At 63.5% G+C, this 16,122-nt stretch carries 14 protein-coding genes; 5 read left to right on the top strand and 9 right to left on the bottom strand.

Annotated elements, in window-relative coordinates:
• Nucleotides 1–105: 105 nt before the first annotated feature.
• From eno to GR138_RS11185, 3 genes are all read right to left on the bottom strand, one after another.
• The gene (eno, locus tag GR138_RS11195; protein WP_160859347.1) at nucleotides 106–1,380 is read right to left on the bottom strand and encodes a phosphopyruvate hydratase; all 1,275 of its coding nucleotides are present in this window, start codon (nucleotides 1,378–1,380) and stop codon (nucleotides 106–108) included.
• Nucleotides 1,381–1,510: 130 nt separating this feature from the next.
• Nucleotides 1,511–2,350 carry a 3-deoxy-8-phosphooctulonate synthase gene (gene kdsA / locus GR138_RS11190; RefSeq protein ID WP_160859346.1) on the bottom strand — a complete coding sequence of 280 codons (840 nt, stop codon included), beginning with the start codon at nucleotides 2,348–2,350 and terminating at the stop codon, nucleotides 1,511–1,513.
• Nucleotide 2,351: 1 nt separating this feature from the next.
• A complete protein-coding gene (locus GR138_RS11185) occupies nucleotides 2,352–3,245 on the bottom strand; it encodes a VOC family protein (RefSeq protein WP_160859345.1) in 894 nt (297 codons plus the stop codon).
• A gap of 143 nt (nucleotides 3,246–3,388) precedes the next feature.
• Here GR138_RS11185 and GR138_RS11180 point away from each other — a divergent pair, with 143 nt between their 5' ends.
• A complete protein-coding gene (locus GR138_RS11180) occupies nucleotides 3,389–4,648 on the top strand; it encodes an FAD-dependent oxidoreductase (protein WP_160859795.1) in 1,260 nt (419 codons plus the stop codon).
• 6 nt (nucleotides 4,649–4,654) lie between these two features.
• Here GR138_RS11180 and GR138_RS11175 read toward each other — a convergent pair whose 3' ends face one another.
• Nucleotides 4,655–5,614, bottom strand: a complete 960-nt coding sequence (locus GR138_RS11175) for a GlxA family transcriptional regulator (RefSeq protein WP_160859344.1) — start codon at nucleotides 5,612–5,614, stop codon at nucleotides 4,655–4,657.
• A gap of 101 nt (nucleotides 5,615–5,715) precedes the next feature.
• On the opposite strand from GR138_RS11175, the gene GR138_RS11170 reads away from it, so the two are divergent.
• Nucleotides 5,716–6,261 (top strand): cysteine hydrolase family protein, encoded by a 546-nt coding sequence (locus GR138_RS11170; protein WP_160859343.1) that lies wholly within the window; start codon nucleotides 5,716–5,718, stop codon nucleotides 6,259–6,261.
• Nucleotides 6,262–6,475: 214 nt separating this feature from the next.
• Entirely contained in the window at nucleotides 6,476–7,621 is a 1,146-nt protein-coding gene (locus tag GR138_RS11165) for a ceramide glucosyltransferase (RefSeq protein WP_160859794.1), read from the top strand.
• 9 nt (nucleotides 7,622–7,630) lie between these two features.
• On the opposite strand, the gene GR138_RS11160 is transcribed toward GR138_RS11165, so the two are convergent.
• Nucleotides 7,631–8,221 (bottom strand): TetR/AcrR family transcriptional regulator, encoded by a 591-nt coding sequence (locus GR138_RS11160; protein ID WP_160859342.1) that lies wholly within the window; start codon nucleotides 8,219–8,221, stop codon nucleotides 7,631–7,633.
• A gap of 118 nt (nucleotides 8,222–8,339) precedes the next feature.
• Here GR138_RS11160 and GR138_RS11155 point away from each other — a divergent pair, with 118 nt between their 5' ends.
• The gene (locus tag GR138_RS11155; protein ID WP_160859341.1) at nucleotides 8,340–9,563 is read left to right on the top strand and encodes an MFS transporter; all 1,224 of its coding nucleotides are present in this window, start codon (nucleotides 8,340–8,342) and stop codon (nucleotides 9,561–9,563) included.
• A gap of 54 nt (nucleotides 9,564–9,617) precedes the next feature.
• On the opposite strand, the gene GR138_RS11150 is transcribed toward GR138_RS11155, so the two are convergent.
• The 4 genes from GR138_RS11150 to GR138_RS11135 all read right to left on the bottom strand — a co-directional run bounded on the left by GR138_RS11150 (nucleotide 9,618) and on the right by GR138_RS11135 (nucleotide 13,726).
• Nucleotides 9,618–11,255, bottom strand: a complete 1,638-nt coding sequence (locus GR138_RS11150) for a CTP synthase (protein ID WP_160859340.1) — start codon at nucleotides 11,253–11,255, stop codon at nucleotides 9,618–9,620.
• A 138-nt stretch (nucleotides 11,256–11,393) separates the two neighbouring features.
• A complete protein-coding gene (gene secG, locus GR138_RS11145; protein WP_160859339.1) occupies nucleotides 11,394–11,897 on the bottom strand; it encodes a preprotein translocase subunit SecG in 504 nt (167 codons plus the stop codon).
• Nucleotides 11,898–12,019: 122 nt separating this feature from the next.
• Complete coding sequence (gene tpiA, locus GR138_RS11140; RefSeq protein WP_160859338.1) at nucleotides 12,020–12,790, bottom strand: triose-phosphate isomerase; 771 nt, start codon at nucleotides 12,788–12,790, stop codon at nucleotides 12,020–12,022.
• Between the two features lie 51 nt (nucleotides 12,791–12,841).
• Nucleotides 12,842–13,726 (bottom strand): alpha/beta hydrolase, encoded by an 885-nt coding sequence (locus GR138_RS11135; RefSeq protein ID WP_160859337.1) that lies wholly within the window; start codon nucleotides 13,724–13,726, stop codon nucleotides 12,842–12,844.
• A gap of 285 nt (nucleotides 13,727–14,011) precedes the next feature.
• Here GR138_RS11135 and parE point away from each other — a divergent pair, with 285 nt between their 5' ends.
• Nucleotides 14,012–16,069, top strand: coding sequence for a DNA topoisomerase IV subunit B (gene parE / locus GR138_RS11130; RefSeq protein WP_160859336.1), 2,058 nt, complete (start codon nucleotides 14,012–14,014; stop codon nucleotides 16,067–16,069).
• The last annotated feature ends 53 nt before the right edge of the window (nucleotides 16,070–16,122 follow it).

Here is a 16,122-nt window from a genome sequence, read left to right as displayed (position 1 = left end):
TAGCGCCAAGCGGTTAACCGACTATTGACCATGATGGATGGGGCAAAGAAAAAACCCGCATCTTGCGATGCGGGTTTTGCCATTTCGGAGAAACTGTTTTTCCGATCAGCCGCGCAGGATGCCGCGACCGGCATACTTGGCCTGCGGACCAAGCTGCTCCTCGATGCGGATCAGCTGGTTGTACTTGGCGGTACGGTCGGAGCGGGCGAGCGAGCCGGTCTTGATCTGCCCGCAGTTGGTGGCGACGGCGAGGTCGGCGATCGTCGAATCCTCGGTCTCGCCCGAACGGTGCGACATGACTGCGGTATAGCTCGCCTTGTGCGCGGTCTCAACGGCGTCGAGCGTTTCGGAGAGCGAACCGATCTGGTTGACCTTGACGAGGATCGAGTTGCCGACGCCCATCTTGATGCCGTCGCGCAAGCGGGCCGAGTTGGTGACGAACAGGTCGTCGCCGACGAGCTGAACCTTCTTGCCGATCTTGTCGGTCAGGGCCTTCCAGCCGTCCCAGTCGTCTTCGGCCATGCCGTCCTCGATCGAGAAGATCGGGTATTTTGCAGCGAGTTCGGCGAGATAGTCGGCCATGGCGCCCGGCTCCAGCGTGCGGCCTTCACCTTCAAGCACGTACTTGCCGTCCTTAAAGAATTCGGTCGAGGCGCAATCGAGCGCGATATACATGTCTTCGCCCGGACGGTAGCCGGCCTTCTCGATCGACTTCATGATGAAGTCGAGGGCGGCAGGTGCCGAGGCGAGGCCCGGCGCAAAACCGCCTTCGTCACCAACGTTGGTGTTGTGACCGTCGGCCGCGAGCTGCTTCTTCAGCGTGTGGAAGACTTCCGAACCCATGCGCACGGCGTCGCGGATGTTGTCGGCGCCGACCGGAACGATCATGAACTCCTGGAAGTCGATCGGGTTGTCGGCATGCGCGCCGCCATTGATGATGTTCATCATCGGCACCGGCAGGATGCGGGCGTTCGGGCCGCCGACATAACGATAGAGCGGCAGGTTGGCAGCTTCGGCCGCGGCCTTGGCGACGGCAAGCGACACGCCGAGGATGGCGTTGGCGCCGAGGCGGGCCTTGTTCGGCGTGCCGTCGAGCTCGATCATCGTCTGGTCGATGGCGATCTGGTCCTCAGCCTCGAGACCGCCGACGGCCTCGAAAATCTCGCCATTGACGGCGGCGACAGCATTTTCGACGCCCTTGCCAAGGTAGCGCTTGCCACCGTCGCGCAGTTCGACGGCTTCATGCGCACCCGTGGACGCGCCCGACGGAACGGCCGCACGGCCGAAGCTGCCATCTTCGAGGTGCACGTCCACTTCGACGGTGGGATTGCCGCGGCTGTCGAGAATCTCGCGGCCGATGATGTCGATGATAGCAGTCATGGAAATCGTCCTGTTTCGAGGTTTATAAATCGATTAAAATTTACTTTTAATCGACCATGCGGAAATTACAATGGCGCAGGGTGCCGTCATGAAAACGGATGGCACGCTTGCGTGTCATCCGTTTGAAGCCTTAGCCCTTGGTGATGTCGTCGAAGGCGACGAGCTTTTCGAGCAGCCGCGGCATGTCCTTCAGGTGCACCATGTTGGGGCCGTCCGAGGGGGCGTTGTCCGGGTCCTCATGCGTTTCGACGAAGAGGCCGGCAATGCCTACCGCGACGGCGGCGCGCGACAAGGTCTCGACGAATTCGCGCTGGCCGCCGGTCGAACCGCCCTGCCCGCCCGGCTGCTGCACGGAATGGGTCGCGTCGAACACGACCGGTGCGCCAAGCGAGGCCATGATCGGCAGCGAGCGCATGTCGGAGACGAGTGTGTTGTAGCCGAAGGACGCGCCGCGTTCGCACAGCATGACGTTCGGATTGCCGCTCTCGGTGAACTTGGTGAGCACGTTCTTCATGTCCCAAGGCGCAAGGAACTGCCCCTTCTTGACGTTGATCGCGCGGCCGGTCTTGGCGGCAGCGACGAGCAGGTCCGTCTGGCGCGACAGAAAGGCCGGGATCTGCAGGATATCGACCGTCTTGGCCACTTCCGCGCACTGCTCTTCGGTGTGGATGTCGGTCAGCACCGGAAAGCCGAAATCCTTCTTGAGGTCGGCGAAGATCTCCAGCGCCTTCTCAAGCCCGATGCCGCGCTTGCCGGAAAGCGAGGTGCGGTTGGCCTTGTCGAAGGAGGACTTGTAGACCAGGCCGATCCCGAGCTTGTCGCACATTTCGACGAGCGCCTCGGCCATCATGTAGGCGTGCTCGCGGCTCTCCATCTGGCAGGGGCCGGCGATCAGCGAGAAACGTTCGGTCTGCGAGAAGGTAACCTTCTTCGGGCCTTCGCCGACGGTGACGGTGGAATTGGTTTTCATCTCATTCTCCAAAGACGAAGAGGACGCCCTGCCCCGGTGCCGGCGGCACCATCAGGCGGTCGTCCCGTTCCTGAAAAGCAACGCCGCGCTCGGTCAGCAGGCGGCGACAATCGGACAGGCTGGAAATCTTGAACACGACCGCCCGTCCTTTCAGGCCGCGATCAGCGCCGGCGACCGACGGAATACCATAGAAGCCCTCAAGGCCCGCATCGTTGAGCACCGTAATACGGCCGCGCGGCGTATCGACGGACATGCCGAAGGATAGGGCCTCAACCTCGCGTTCATCGGCCGCTTCCTGCACCAGATACTGGAAGTCGGTCGGGTTCTGCTCGGACAGCACGACTTCGCTGAGCGCCAGAACGCCATTCTCGTGCGCTTCCAGCGCCTTGCGGTCGGATGGCAGCGGCAGGATGCGTTGCGAGGCGAAGAAGAAGAAATCCGGGCTGCGCTGGTCGGCGGCAAAGGCCAGGCGAAAACTGCCGGTCGCCGATGTGCCATCGGGCAGCAGCATGTCGCGGGAGAATTCCAGCACCTCGCCGCCCGAGAGGCCGGCATGGGTGTAACGCTGGTCATCTTCCCAGGCATCGCTGCTTGCCATGGCGATGCCGGAAAAACCTTCGATGCCGCGGCGGAAACGGAAGGCCTGGTCGCGCGCAACGAAGACATTACCCTTGCGGGCCGCCGCCTCGCATTCCTCGCGATTGGCAATGCCGAGCGGTTCCAGATAGCTGCCATCGGCGAGGAAGACACAACAGTTTTCCGTCCCGAAGGGATGGCGCGCATCCTTGGCGACGGTGAAACCCAGCGCCGTCAGACGCTCGCGGGCAAGCCCGAGATCGGACACCGGCAACACCAGATGGTCGATCGGGCGGGGCGTTCTCGAACTCACGGTCATGGGTAAAATCCGGTCGTGTTTCAGGCGCCCCGTGCTTTGCATGCTTTCGGCCCGCAATGCAAGCACCCGTATGACAGGCTGGGGCGCACGGAACTTTTCCATCCGCCACCCATTCCAGACGACTTCCGCATCGGAGCATTCCCATTCCAAAGCCCGACGACATTACCCGACAGCGCGATCTGCACGAATCCCGCCCCCTGTGGGCCGACTCGCCCCGCATCGCGCTTCGCACGCGGCAAAGGCCGTTGCGCAGCGACTACGACGTCGTCATCGTCGGCGCCGGCATTTCCGGCGCGCTGATGGCGCATGCATTGGCGGATGGAAAACGTTCCGTGCTCGTGGTCGACCGCCGCGCCCCCGTGCACGGCAGCACGCTAGCCAGCACGGCTATGATCCAGCACGAAATCGACACGCCGCTCGACAAACTTGCCGCCATGATCGGATCAGAAAGGGCCGGCCGCGCCTGGCAACGCTCGGCCCGTGCCGTCGAGCAGTTGACGCACATCGTCGCTGATCTCGGCCTGTCCTGCGGCTTCGAGCGCAAGAAAACGCTGTTCCTCGCTGGCGACGAATACGGCAGCCGTGCGCTGCGCGCGGAGGTCGATGCACGACACGCGGCCAATATCGCGGCGGATTTCGTCGATTCCGCCACGCTTGCGCAGCGCTTTTCCCTCGATCGCACCGGCGCGATCATGAGCGACATCTCCGCCTCCGCAAATCCCGCCCAGATGGCCGTCGGCATCCTGCGCGCGGCGGCACGGCGCGGGGTGGAACTCGTCAGCCCGCTCGAAATCACCGATGTACGCTCGACGACGCAGGGTGTGTTCCTCGCCACGACCGACGGCAAGATTTTGTCCGCCCGCCACGCCATCTTCTGCTCCGGCTACGAATTCCTGGAGACGCTGGCGCACAAGGACCACGCGATCGTTTCCACCTGGGCGCTCGCCACGCCGCCCGGCATTGCCCTGCCGGACTGGCTGAATGACTGCATCGTCTGGGAAGGTGCCGATCCCTATCTCTATCTGCGTCGCTCACGCGACGGCCGGCTGATTGCCGGCGGCGAGGACGAGGAGAGCGAGGACGCCTTCGCCTCGCCGCAGAAGCTGAAAAACAAGGCGAAGGTCATTCGCGACAAGACTGAAGCCCTGCTCGGTCTTTCGTTGCCAGCGCCGGACTATACCTGGGCCGCCCCCTTCGGCACGACGCGCACCGGCCTGCCGCTGATCGGTCGGGTGCCCGGTCTCGACAATGTCTTCGCCGTCATGGGCTTCGGCGGCAACGGCATCACCTTCAGCCAGATCGCCGCCGAGATCGTCGCATCGGAGATCGCCGGCCACAGCGATGCCGACGCGGGTCTCTTTGCCTTTGACGGTCATGACAGCCGACGAACCGCCACGCGCTGACCGCGCTCAGGAGCGGAAACGTTTGCGATAGTCACCCGGCGTCAGCCCGACAATGCGGGCAAAGACCTTCCGGAAGGCGCCGGGATCGTTGTAGCCGACATCCACCGCCACGCTATCGACCGAGCGTATAGTGAATTGCAGCAATTCCTGCGCCTTCGCCACGCGCAGCCGCTGGCAATAGTCCGTCGTCGTCAGTCCCGTCGCCTTGCGGAAACGCCGAAGGAAGGTGCGCTCCTCCAGCCCGGCCTGGGCAGCCAGTCCATCCAGACCGATCTCCTTCGCCTCCGTTGCCTGCAGAAAGTGCTGCACCTTCAGGATCGCCGCATCGCCATGCAGCAGACGCGGCGAAAAGGTGCTGTAGTAGCGTTGCTCCCGTCCCGGCGGATCGATCACGAACTGCCGGGCAATCTCCAGCATAATCGTCGGCCCGAGAAATCGGTCGATCAGTTTCAGCCCGAGATCGACCCAGGCCATGACGCCACCAGCCGTGACGATGTCACCATCGTCGCTGAGCAGGCGATCCGTATCGACATGAACATCGGGAAAACGCAGTTCGAAGGTCTCGGCAATCACCCAGTTGGTGGTGATCGTCCGGCCGGTCAACAGCCCGGTCTCGCCCAGCAAAAAGGCCCCGGCGCAGATCGAGGCGAGCCGGATGCCATTGGCATGGCATTCCCGCAGCCAGGCGGCGAAGGGCGCCGCATCCTCCCGGCGGATGGGATCGCCAAGCGCTGGCGGCAGCACGAGAACGCAAGGGCGCGGCGCCTCGGTCGGGAGCATGCTCGCCTCGATGCGCACCGGTCGCCCGTCTTCCAGCCGCCAATGGCTGACCCCGAGCATTGGCACGGCCGCGCCCTTCCGGCCAGCCAGTTCCATTGCCGAATTGAAGAGGTCCGTCATGCCGAGCACGGCCGCCATCTGCACGCCGGGATAAAGCACCAGTCCAATCTCGGCCGCAGCTGCCATGTCACTTTCACCACGTATTATGTCGATCTCGCCAATGGCGAGAGATGGCAGGCCCGGGGCAGAATGTCCATGACATCAATCGCGTGCAGAAAGGATCTCCCATGAGCAAACGCGCCGTCATCATCGTCGACCTCCAGAAGGATTATCTGGCTTCCGGCAGCTTCGCGCTGACCGGCATCGACACCGCCGCCGCCAATGCTGCCCGCGTCGTCGAGGCGGCACGCGGCAAAGGTGACCGGATCATCCACGTTCATCACGTTGCGAAGGAGGCGGATTCGCCGCTCTTCGCCCCGGATACCGACGGCATCCATCCGATCCCGACGGTGACGCCGCTGGCTGGCGACACGGTCGTGGTCAAGAATTTTCCGAACTCCTTCCGCGAAACGACGCTCCAGCAGACCTTACAGGACGGTGGAATAGAAGAGGTGGTGGTGGTCGGCGCGATGAGCGACGTCTGCATCGACGCGACCGCCCGCGCCGCCGCCGATCTCGGCTACGGGCTCACCGTCGTGCACGATGCCTGCGCCACACGCGACAAGGCCTTTGGTGATTCGGTCGTGCCCGCCGCGCAGGTTCATGCCACGATCATGTCGGCGCTCGAGTTCGGCTATGGCAAGGTCACGACGACGGCGGAATTCCTGTCCTGAGTCCCGGAACCGTCTGAAAAAACCGGGAAAAATAACCATCTCCGCTGCGGCGGAGATGGCAAGGCAAAGACGAAAGCGACGAGATACCGCGCCATTCAGCGTCACATGTCGCGGCGCGTCATTCGCCTGTCATGTGACAATGATGTCTCTTTCCGCGTGAATGCACCCGGCAGCCGCCAGGACCGGCGCCAAGCGGAGTACGCGTTGAATGGACATGGCTCAGGCCTTCGCCCTCGCCTCGGTCGCCCTTGTCGCGACCAACCTTGCCAGCATCGTGATTGCCGGCAGACGGCTGAAACCGACCGACGCGCCACCGCCGGCCATCGACGAGAAGCCGCCGGTCTCGATCGTCGTCCCCGTTCGCGGCATCGAGAATTTTACGGCCGAAACGCTGGATCGCGCCTTCCGCCTGATCTGGTCGGATTATGAACTGCTGTTCTGCGTCGCCCATGCCGGCGATCCCATCATCCCGGAAATCGTGAAGACGGCGGCCGCATATCCGCATATCGAGACACGCATCCTCGTGGGTGACGACCGCATCAGCGCCAATCCGAAACTCAACAATTGCGTCAAGGGCTGGCAGGCAGCGCGCCACGACTGGGTGATCCTCGCCGATTCCAACGTGCTGATGCCACCGGATTACATTCAGTACCTGATGGGCGGCTGGCGAACCGATTCAGGCCTGGTCTGCTCGACGCCGCTCGGCTCGCGGCCGGATGGTTTCTGGGCCGAGGTGGAATGCATGTTCCTCAACACCCAGCAGGCACGCTGGCAATATGCCGGCGAAGCGATGGGCCTCGGCTTCGCGCAGGGCAAGAGCATGCTGTGGTACAAGCCGATGCTCGATGCGAATGGCGGCATCCATGCGCTGAATGCGGAAATCGCCGAGGACGCGGCCTCCACCAAACTGGTCAGCCGGCTCGGCCTCAAGGTTCACCTCGTCTCATCGCCGTTCGAACAGCCGCTGGGCCGCCGCACGGGCCAGGAAATCTGGTCGCGCCAGTGCCGTTGGTCGCGCCTGCGCCGTGTTACCTTCCCGAGTTTCTTCACGCCGGAAATCCTGCTCGGCGCCATTCCGCCGCTGCTTCTGGCGCTTATTGGGGCCATGATGTCCGACGTAACGCTTGCGCCTGCTGCCCTTCTGGTGCTCGCGGCCATCTATCTGCCGGAAGTGGGCCTTGCGCTCACCAAGGGCTGGCGGCTCTCCGTCTGGTCGGTCCCTGCGATGATCGTGCGCGACTGCATGATGCCCGCCATCTGGCTGCGCAGCTGGGTCGGCGGCAATATCGACTGGCGCGGCAACACGATGACGATCGGCACCACCGCCTGTGAACTGAAGGAAGCGCCGGCGGGATCGTAATCGGCCCCGTCAGCCCCGCACGCAGAGCCCTTCCAGCAAGGTGCGAAACCCCTTCACCGCGCGCCGGGAGGTTTCTTCCGGCGCGTCAGACTTGGCGATCCACAGGGCGGCGTGGCTGCTGGCACCGTTGATCAGGCGGGCCGCGGCTTCCGTATCGATATCCGCCATCACGCCATCGGCCTTGAGCTGCTCGATGCTGCGGCTGAGCGCTGCAATACAGCCGCTTGTCGTCTGCCATTGCGACACATCGCCAAGCACCGCCGGCCCGTCGCGAAACATGATGCGCTGGATTTCCGGCTCCAGCGCCATCTCGATATAGGCGACGCATTCCGCGACGAAACCCTGCCAGCGGTTCGGCGCCTCAGCCGAAATCCTGTTGAGCCGCGCCGTCATCTCCGCGTCGATTTCCCGAATGACGGCCTGGAGAAGCCCCTTCTTGTCGCCGAAATGATGGTAGAGCGCACCGCGCGTCAGCCCGGCGCCGGCCGTGAAATCGTCCATCGACGCATCCGCATAGCCCACGGTGCCGAAGGCCTGACGGCCTGCGGCGATCAACTTGGCTTTCGTTTCGGCAATCATTTCCTCGCGCGGTTTGCGCATGGCATCTCCTTTTCACATACGCCACGTATTTTATTTGACATACGCCACGTATGCAACTATCTCATAGACATACGCCACGTATGTAAGTGGCGAGACGGTCCATTTTCAGGAGCAGGCCATGGCCAACCCGTACAAAGAGATTTTCAGCGTCCCCGGAACGAAGGGCTTTTCCGCCGCCGGTTTCCTCGCACGCCTTCCGATCGCCATGGCGCCGATCGGCATCGTCGCGATGCTGTCGCAGACCCACGGCGAATACTGGCTCGCCGGCGCGGTGTCCGCCACCTTCGCGCTGACCAACGCGCTCATCTCCCCGCAAGTCTCCCGCCTCGTCGACAGATACGGCCAGGCAGCCGTGCTGACACCGGCGACGATCGTTGCCGTCATCGCCTTCCTGGCGCTGATTGCCGGCACCAACCAGGGCTGGCCCGTCTGGACACTCTTCGTCTTCGCCTTCCTCGCCGCCGCGATGCCCAGCATGCCCGCCATGCTGCGTGCCCGCTGGAGCGACATTTTCCGCGATCGTCCGGAACTCAATACCGCCTTCGCGTTCGAATCGGCGGCCGACGAACTGGTCTACATTGCCGGCGCCTCGCTTTCCGTCGGCCTTGCCGTAGCGCTCTTCCCGGAGGCCGGCATGCTGATCAGCACGGCCTTCCTCGCCGTCGGCACGTTCGCCTTCGTGCTGCAACGGGGCACGGAACCGGCCGTCCGCCATGTCGCCGGCAGCGCGCCGCAGAAATCGGCTATCCGCCTGCGCCCGGTGCAGATCATCACGCTCGCCCTCATCTTCGTCGGCTCCACCTTCGCGACGGCAGAAGTCAGCGCGGTGGCGATCACCAAGGAACTCGGCCAACCGAATGCCGCCAGCCTCGTCATCGGCGTCTATGCCGTCGGTTCCTTCGTCGTCGGCCTCATTCTCGGCGCCCTGAACCCGACGATGGCGCTCCAGAAGCAATTGATGATCGCCGTCGCCATCCTGGCGCTCACCGCGCTGCCGCTGCCCTTTGCCGGCACGGTGCCGATGCTCGCCATCGCTGTCTTCCTCAGCGGCGTCGCCATCTCGCCGACCTTCATCACCGCCTTCGGCATCGTCGAGCGCCGCGTGCCTGAAGCCATGCTGACCGAGGGCGTCACCTGGGTCACCACCGGCATCGGCATCGGCATGGCCCTGGGCGCTTTCGTCGCCGGCTGGGCGGTCGATAATTTCGGGGCTCAGAACGGCTTCTGGGTGTCCATCGCCGCCGGCATCGGCGCCGTCCTCACCATCGGTCTCGGCCAGCGCATACTGGCCGGCGAGGATTGCGACGACGGGGTCTGCCCGCTGGTGCAGGCCGCTGAATAGGCAACAAAAAAGCCCGGCAGAGATGCCGGGCTTTTTTATCGTGAATAGATTGCCTCAGACCAAGCGGCTCTGTTCCAGCGCCGCTTCCACGAAGCTCGCGAAGAGCGGGTGCGGATCGAGCGGGCGGCTCTTCAGTTCCGGATGGTACTGAACGCCGATGAACCACGGATGATCCGGATACTCCACCGTCTCCGGCAGGACGCCGTCCGGCGACATGCCGGAAAAGACCAGGCCGCAGCTTTCCAGCTTGTCCTTGTAATCCACGTTCACTTCGTAGCGGTGGCGGTGGCGTTCGGAAATGTCCGTCGAACCGTAGATGTCGGCGATCTTCGTGCCGCCCTTCAGCGACGCGCGATAGGCGCCGAGACGCATCGTGCCACCGAGATCGCCCGACGCGGAACGCTTCTCCAGATCGTTGCCCTTCACCCATTCCGTCATCAGGCCGACGACCGGCTCGGTCGTCTTGCCGAATTCCGTGGAGGACGCCTTTTCAAAGCCGGCGAGGTTGCGGGCCGCTTCCACGACGGCCATCTGCATGCCGAAGCAGATGCCGAAATACGGCACCTTGCGCTCGCGGGCAAAGCGCGCCGCATTTATCTTGCCTTCCGAGCCGCGCTCGCCAAAACCGCCGGGAACGAGGATGCCGTGCACCTTTTCCAGATACGGCGCCGGATCTTCCTTCTCGAAGACCTCCGACTCGATCCACTCGAGCTTGACCTTGACGTGGTTGGCGATGCCGCCGTGGTAAAGCGCCTCGATCAGCGATTTATAGGCATCCTTGAGGCCGGTGTACTTGCCGACGATGGCAATGGTCACCTCGCCTTCCGGCGTCTTGATGCGATCGGAAACCTTTTGCCAGGCGTCAAGGCGCGGCTTCGGCGCCGGCTCGATGCCAAAGGCGGCCAGCACTTCGTCGTCCAGGCCTTCCTTGTGGTAAGCAAGCGGCACGTCGTAGATCGACGCGACGTCGAGCGCCTGGATGACAGCGGTCTGGCGCACGTTGCAGAACAGCGAGAGCTTCTTGCGCTCGGCCTCCGGTATTTCCCGGTCGGCACGCACCAGCAGGATGTCCGGATGGATACCCATGGCCTGCAGCTCCTTGACGGAGTGCTGCGTCGGCTTGGTCTTGAGCTCGCCGGCGGCCGGAATATAGGGCATCAGCGTGAGGTGGACATAGACCGCCGTGCCGCGCGGCAGATCGTTGCCGAGCTGACGGATCGCTTCCATGAACGGCATAGCCTCGATGTCGCCCACCGTGCCGCCGATCTCGCAGATGACGAAGTCGTAGTCCTCGTTGCCATCGGTGACGAAGTTCTTGATCTCGTTGGTGACGTGCGGAATGACCTGCACGGTCGCGCCGAGATAGTCGCCGCGGCGTTCCTTGTCGATGATGTTCTTGTAGATGCGGCCGGTGGTGATGTTGTCGGACTTGGTGGCCGAACGCCCGGTAAAGCGCTCGTAGTGGCCAAGGTCGAGGTCGGTTTCCGCGCCGTCGTCGGTGACGAACACCTCACCGTGCTGCGTCGGGCTCATGGTGCCCGGATCGACATTGAGATAGGGGTCTAGCTTCCTGAGGCGAACGCGGTAGCCACGCGCCTGAAGGAGAGCTCCGAGTGCAGCGGCAGCGATGCCTTTTCCGAGGGAAGAAACCACGCCGCCTGTGATGAATACATATCGCGCCATGGGAGTCACCGGATACCTTTTCAAAATCGATTGCGCCACCGAAAAATCACCTTGGGCGTGATTTCGGAAGGCACAATCGGCGTTTTACACAAGAAGAAGGCCGGTTGGGTTTCGCCAACCGGCCGATTTGCTTTCAGTCCTTGCGGCTTACTGGCCGCTCGGGACGCCGGAATTCTGTTCCGTGCCCGTTGCGCCACCCGTCGTGCCGGTGCCCGTCGTCGTCGACGTGTTGCCGGTCCCGGTGCTCGTACCTGTGCCGGTGGCCGCACCGCCCTCGGTCGGAACGGCGTCGGTGCCGGTCGTCGCAGGCGTCTGGTTGGTCGTGTTGTTGTTCTGCGTGTCCTGATTCTGTTCGCCGCCGCCGAGTGCGTCGAGAACGCCCCCCGTACCGGTCGTGCCCGGGATACGATCAAGAATGTCGGTCGGCTGCGTCTCGTAGCGGGCGATGATGCCCATGCCGAGCGCCAGCACGAAGAACAGCGTTGCGAGGATGGCCGTGGTGCGCGTCAGGGCATTGGCCGTGCCGCGTGCCGACATGAAGCCGGAGCCGCCGCCGATGCCGAGGCCGCCGCCTTCAGAGCGCTGGATCAGCACGACGCCGATCAGCGCGACGACGACCATGAGATAGATGACGAGCAAAATGGTCTGCATGTTTCAGGATCCCGGCCAGACGGCCCAAATTTCAGGTTTGCGGCTCAATATACCAAGCCGCGCACCATTCCAAGCCCTAGCAGTCAATCCGCCCGCCCTTTTGCAGGCAGGCGGAACAAGCTTCAGGCCGTGAGCTCTTCGTATGCCCGGTAGATGGCGAGGAAGTCGTCCGATTTCAAGCTCGCGCCGCCGATCAGCGCGCCATCGACATTGGCGACCCCCATCAGTTCCCTGGCATTGCCGGGCTTGACCGAGCCACCGTAGAGAATGCGCATCTTTGCGCCCTCGCCGGCAAAACGTGCCTTGAGTTCGGCGCGCATGAAAGCATGCGCCTCCTCGACATCGCCGGCCGTCGGCGTAAGTCCCGTCCCGATCGCCCAGACCGGTTCATAGGCGATCACGGTGTTTTCCGCCGTGGCACCGTCCGGCACGGAGGCGGCCAGCTGGCTTTTCAGCACGTCCAGCGTCTTGCCGACCTTGCGCTCATCACCCGTCTCGCCGATGCAAACGATCGCGACAAGCTCGTTTTCATGGGCGATCTCGGCCTTGGCGCGGATCAGCGCGTCGCTTTCCTTGTGGTCGGTGCGGCGCTCGGAATGGCCAACGATGACATGTGTGCCGAAGCAATCGGCGATCATCTCCGCGGAAACATCGCCGGTATGCGCGCCGGATGCCTTCTCGTGGCAGTCCTGCGCGCCGATCTTGAGCGGGCTGTCGTCGCAAAGCGCCGTCGCCACATAAAGCAGCGTTGCCGGCGGGCAGATCAGCGCCTCGACCTTTTCCGAGAGCGGCCCCTTCACGCCTTCAGCCATCGCCTTGATCTGGTCAAGCGATGCGCGCGTTCCGTTCATCTTCCAGTTCCCGGCAACAAGCGGGGTTACATCCGGTGTCATGAGGCCTCCCTATCCATAAAATCGGTCGCTTGCGGCGTAGCAAATCGAAGCCTACTGCGCAAACAGCCAGTTCAACGTCTCCCGCCAGTCGGTCATGCGCACGGGCGTGCCATGGCCGCCGGTCTGGAACAGCACGAAGCGCGCCGGCACGCCAGCCTTGCGCAATTTGCGGAACACGGCGATCTGGTCGTTGGCGGCATAGACGCTGTCGCTGTCGCCATGGGTGAAGTAGACCGGCAGCTTGGCCTTGAAGGCCGCAGTCTTCGCATAGTCGCCATCGGCTGCGCCGCCCATCAGCACCATGCCGGCAAGGCTTTTGACGGCCGCCGGATCGCGCGCGACGCGAGCGCAGATGAAACTGCCCATCGAGGCACAGGCAAGAATGACCGGTGCATTCGGCGAGAGCGCCTTGGCGGTGAGGATGAGGCCCGAAATGCGCGCAGCACCCGCATCGTCGAAAGACGGCACGCTCGGCGCGTAGTAGACACCGCCGCCACGCACCGCGAGGTTCTTGAGCCGGTTGAAATTCCCGCCGAAATTCCAGTCGTTGTTGCCAAGGCGACGGTCGCCGCCACGGCCATGGATGAAGATGACGCTGAAGGCCGCCCCCTCGCCCTTGCCGGTCATCGCCACGTCAATCGGCCCCGCCGGCGTGTCGATCGTCGCATTCTGTTGCGCCTTCTTCACCGCCATCGAGACATAGGCCGATTTCACACGGCGCTCCGGCACCTGGTCGCGCCCGTTGATGTCGCGCAGTTCCTGGTAGTCGATCACGCGAAGCGCGCCGCCATCCGAGGTTTCCACCACCGTGCCATAGGCAAACAGTGCGTCCTTCCAGGCATCGAGCGTCAGCGCCGCCGCATCCTGCACGGCCATTCCGGCAAACAGCGCGGCCAGAACCAGCCGACGCAGGCAATGAACTGTGGACTGAGACATGAACTGGCACTCCCTTGCGGTGGCGATACTTGCCATCCGCCCACGCGCAACGCAATCCTCGCCCGACAGGGCTTCGATCGATTGCTGCCGAGTAAGTCCTCGGCGTCGTACAGTGCGGCAGACAATGACACAGGATGGCAGATCGCCTTCACCAGTCTGTCATCGCGAAACCCCACGGAATCTGGCAGAGTCACTGGTGATTCGCCGATGAACTTATTTTCGCCAAACCCCGATCCATCCGGATCGACGGGAGAACTGGCAAACGGAACAAACTCTGAACAGCCCATGCAAGACGACAACGACCTTTTCGCCAATATGCCCTCCCCGCCCGCCAAGCAGCCTGCCGCTCCGGCCGAAAAGCCGACGGCGGCCGCGCCCGCACACGAGCCACGGCAGCCCGTCAGCGAAGGCTCGGGCGGCTACGATGCCTCGGCGATCCGCGTGCTCGAAGGTCTCGAGCCGGTACGCATGCGCCCCGGCATGTATATCGGCGGCACGGACGAGAAGGCGCTGCACCATCTGTTTGCCGAAGTCATCGACAACTCGATGGACGAAGCGGTCGCCGGCCATGCCAACTTCATCGATGTGAACCTCGACGCCGAAGGCTTCCTGACGGTCACCGACAACGGCCGCGGCATTCCGGTCGAGAACCACCCGCAGATGCCGGGCAAGTCGACACTCGAAGTCATCCTCACCGTGCTGCATGCCGGCGGCAAGTTCGACGGCAAGGCCTACGAGACCTCGGGCGGCCTGCATGGCGTCGGCGTCTCGGTCGTCAACGCGCTGTCCGACCACCTCGAGGTCGAGGTCGCGCGCAACAAGAAACTCTACCGCCAGCGTTTTTCCCGCGGCAAGCCCGTCGGTGGGCTTGAAGAACTCGGCGACGTGCACAACCGCCGCGGCACCAAGGTCCGCTTCCATCCGGACCCGGAGATCTTCGGCGCCCACGCCCGTTTCGATCCGGGTCGCGTCTTCCGCATGGCCCGCTCCAAGGCCTACCTGTTCGGCGGCGTGGAAATCCGCTGGAGCTGCGATCCATCGCTGCTGCCGGAAGGCTCGGAAACCCCGGAAAAGGCCGTCTTCCACTTCCCCGGCGGCCTGAAGGATTATCTCCAGGCGACGCTCGGCAAGGACTACACCGTCACCCGCGAGATTTTTGCCGGCAAGAGCGAGAAGGCCGGTGGCCATGGTTCGCTCGAATGGGCCGTCACCTGGTATGGCGGCGATTCGCTGATCCACTCCTACTGCAACACGATTCCCACGGCTGACGGCGGCACGCACGAGGCCGGCCTGCGCATTGCGCTCACCAAGGGCCTGAAGAACTACGCCGACTTGACGCAAAACAAGCGTGCCAAGGACATCACCACCGACGACGTGATGATCTCGGCGGTCGGCATGCTCTCCGTCTTCATCCGCGAGCCGGAATTCGTCGGCCAGACGAAAGACAAGCTCGCCTCCGTCGAGGCCCAGCGCATCGTTGAAAACGCTCTGCGCGATCCCTTCGACCACTACCTTGCCGACAATCCCGGTGAAGCGGCGAAGCTGCTCGACTGGGTGATCGAGCGCGCGGAAGAGCGCATGCGCCGCCGCAAGGAAAAGGAAGTGAGCCGCAAGACGGCGGTGCGCAAGCTGCGCCTGCCCGGAAAACTCGCCGATTGCTCGCAGAATTCCGCAGAAGGCGCCGAACTGTTCATCGTCGAGGGCGATTCGGCAGGCGGCTCGGCAAAACAGGCACGCAACCGCGCCAACCAGGCCATCCTTCCGCTGCGCGGCAAAATCCTCAACGTCGCCAGTGCCGGCCGCGAAAAACTGAGCGCCAACCAACAGATTTCCGATCTGGTGCAGGCACTCGGCTGCGGCACGCGTTCGAAATACCGTGAAGAGGACCTGCGCTACGAGCGCGTCGTGGTCATGACCGATGCTGACGTCGACGGCGCCCACATCGCCTCGCTGCTGATCACGTTCTTCTATCAGGAGATGCCCGACCTCATCCGTGGCGGCCACCTCTATCTCGCCGTGCCGCCGCTCTACCGCCTCAGCCAGGGCGGCAAAACGCTCTATGCGCGCGATGACGGGCACCGCGAGGAGTTGATGCGCACGGTGTTCAACGGCCGCGGCAAGGTGGAGATCGGCCGCTTCAAGGGTCTTGGCGAGATGCTGCCGGCGCAGCTCAAGGAAACCACGATGGACCCATCGAAGCGCACGCTGCTCAAGGTCGCGATCGACGACGTAGATTTCGAGGGCACGCGCACGGCCGTGGACGACCTGATGGGCACCAAGCCGGAAGCCCGCTTCCGCTTCATCCAGGAGCGCGCGGTCTTCGCCGACAACCTTGATATCTGAGGCTTTGTCGCCTTATTTTCGCGGCAAAGCCGGCTTCTAACCGGCAGGAACGA

The organism is Shinella kummerowiae (genome assembly GCF_009827055.1).
GTDB classification, from domain to species: domain Bacteria; phylum Pseudomonadota; class Alphaproteobacteria; order Rhizobiales; family Rhizobiaceae; genus Shinella; species Shinella kummerowiae.
Note: the sequence above shows the minus strand (reverse complement) of the source record. Positions and strands in the feature narration are given on the sequence as shown.